The sequence below is a fragment of the Terriglobia bacterium genome, assembly GCA_036496425.1.
Lineage (GTDB): Bacteria > Acidobacteriota > Terriglobia > 20CM-2-55-15 > 20CM-2-55-15 > 20CM-2-55-15.
In genome coordinates this window covers 1-2,861 of sequence record DASXLG010000230.1, presented here as the reverse complement: position 1 = coordinate 2,861, position 2,861 = coordinate 1, and the positions used below count along the sequence as shown (strand labels likewise).

At 57.6% G+C, this 2,861-nt stretch carries 2 protein-coding genes; both read left to right on the top strand.

Annotated elements, in window-relative coordinates; all coding sequences use genetic code 11:
• The coding region (locus tag VGK48_16315) for a two-component regulator propeller domain-containing protein (protein HEY2382740.1) at window positions 1–2,062 on the top strand (2,062 nt) is incomplete at its 5' end.
• Window positions 2,062–2,709, top strand: coding sequence for a response regulator transcription factor (locus tag VGK48_16310; protein HEY2382739.1), 648 nt, complete (start codon window positions 2,062–2,064; stop codon window positions 2,707–2,709). The genes VGK48_16315 and VGK48_16310, both read left to right, overlap by 1 nt.
• The last annotated feature ends 152 nt before the right edge of the window (window positions 2,710–2,861 follow it).

The following is a 2,861-nucleotide window of genomic DNA, read 5'->3' as shown; positions in this document are numbered from 1 at the left end:
GTCCAACGATGTTTTATCGAGTGATATTACTCTGTCGGCCTTTGAAGATCGCGAAGGCAATTTGTGGCTCGGTACGGAATCGGATGGGCTCTACGTTTTGCGCGATCAAAAGTTCGCCATGTACACGAGCAAGGACGGACTTGAGAGCGAGCTGGCGCGGAGTATTTTTCAGGATCGGAAAGGGACCGTCTGGATTGGAACGAACGGGGGCCTCAGCCGCTTTGCCGACGGCCGCTTTTCGAGCATGACGGCGAAGGATGGGCTTTCGAGCAATGCGATCCTGGCACTAGCAGAAGACGGGCAAGGCAATCTTCTGGCCGGCACGCCCGATGGACTGAATGTGATTCGCGGCGGCCACATTACGGTGATCACTAGCGCAGATGGATTGGCGGACGATTTCGTACGCTCCATCTACGAGGATTCGGATGGGTCTGTTTGGATCGGCACGCGGCGCGGACTTTCGCACTGGATTAAAGAGAATTTCAAGACTTATTCGCAGACGGAGGGACTCGGCAGCGATTTTGTGGGCACATTGCTGCGCGGCCGCGACGGCAGTTTGTGGATTGCAACACTCGGGGGTCTTGCACGTTTCGCGGATGGTAAATTCAAGAACTACACAACGGCGGACGGGCTGTCGGGTAATGTGATCACGGCGCTTCAGGAAGACGCCGATGGCTCGATTTGGATTGGTACGCAAGGCGGCGGTCTCAACCGGTTTATCAGCGGAAAATTTTCGCGTTATCAAGCGATGGGTCTGCCGGATACGATCTACGGGATTCTCGAGGATGCGGAGCGGAGTCTTTGGATCAGCTCCAAGACTGGCATTTTCCGGGCAAGAAAGCAGGCGGGAGGCGGCTTATTGATAACGCAGTACGGAACCGCAGACGGTCTTCGTGTGAGCGAATGCAGCGAGGGAGGACACCCGGCGGTCTGGAGAACCAAAGACGGCTCGTTATGGTTCTCCACCGTGAAGGGCGTGGCGGTAGTGGATTCGGGAACGGTGGAGCGGAAGGTACCGCCGCCGCCGGTTGTGCTGGAATCGTTTTCGGTGGACGACCGGACGTTCGAGCCCGGAGATGCAACGTCTATGGATGTGGCGCCAGGGCCTTCACGATTTTCCTTCGAGTACGCGGGTTTGACTTTTTACTCACCGCAAAGAGCGCGGTTTCGCTATCGATTGGAAGGCTTCGACCACTCGTGGATCGATGCGGGAACACGCCGCGTGGCGTACTACACGAATCTGCGGCCCGGGCAATACCGATTCCGTGTCTCGGCGCGCGCGTTCGACGGTGACTGGAGCGAGACCGAAGCGGCGCTGGCATTCCGGCTGCGTCCGCATTTCTATCAGACGTATTGGTTTTATCTGCTGCTCGCGATTCTCGCGACGGCGGCCGCATACGAGGCGTATCGTTGGCGCTTACGGCAAGTCGAGGCGCAATTCAAAGCCGTACTGGCCGAACGCAATCGGATTGCGCGCGAGATTCACGACACTCTGGCGCAAGGGTTCGTGGCCGTTTCGCTGCAACTGGAATTGCTCGGCCGCAAACTATCTGGACCCCTCGACGGAGTGCGGGAGCTGCTCGACCAGACGCGGCAGTTAGTGCAAGACAGCCTGGCCGAAGCGCGGCGTTCCATTTGGGACTTACGTTCACAAACGGCCGAACGCGAAGATTTTGCATTAAAGCTTTCTAAAATGGCAACGCAGATCACTGCAAGAGCGGCGGTGAAGCTACGATTCGACGTCAACGGGTCCTACCATGCTTTGTCAGCGAAGATAGAAGATGAATTGCTGAGAATAGGTCAAGAAGCGATCACCAACGTGGTGCGCCACGCGGAGGCTAAACGCATCGACGTCGCTCTGAGCTTCGACGCGAAGAAGGTAAGAATGGTAATCGCCGACGATGGGCGAGGTTTCGTCGATCGCGGTGCGGCTTCGGGCGCAGACGGGCATTATGGTTTACAGGGTATGCGGGAAAGAGCGGAGCAGATTGGGGCTGAATTGACTGTGGTTAGCACGCCCGGCGCGGGGACCCAGGTGCGCGTGGAGACGCCAATCCATTAATGAGTCAGGCGGCGAGTCCGATTCGAATCATGGTGGTGGAGGATCACCACGTAGTGCGGCAGGGCCTGGTGGCTTTGCTCAATACTGTGCCGGACATGAGCGTGGTGGCCGAGGGCGCCGACGGTAAACAAGCGGTCGATCTGTTCCGGCAACATGAGCCCGACGTGACTTTGATGGATTTGCGTATGCCTAACATGGGCGGCGTGGATGCCGTGGTGCAGATTCGACAGGACTATCCGGCGGCACGGATTATCGTGTTGACCACGTTCGATGGTGATGAAGACATCTATCGTGCGCTGCAGGCTGGGGCGCGCGCTTACCTGCTGAAAGGCATGTTCGGAGACGAGCTGATGGATGCCATACGCGCCGTGCATGCCGGGAAATCGCGCATTCCACCGGCGGTGGCGGAACGGCTCGCCAACCGGATGGGCGGGCCTGGATTGACGCCTCGTGAATTAGACGTATTGAGACTGATCGTTTCGGGCAACAGCAACAAGGAAATCGGCGAAGGATTGCGTATTTCGGAAGCAACGGTCAAGACGCACATCAACAACATTCTGAGCAAACTTGGCGTCACCGATAGAACACAGGCCACGACTACCGCTTTGCAACGCGGTATCGTTCATCTCGATTCACGGGGAACGTAGTGAAGAACGCATGTTTAATTTTTTTGGCGGCTGCGGCCGGGCTGCAGGCGGCGTCCGATTGGCGGGCAGCGACGGCCGCCGAGCTCAAGAATTTGATTCCGGTGCGCGCATCGGTGGAGAAAGAGCATATCGAAACGGAGTTTCGTACGGCA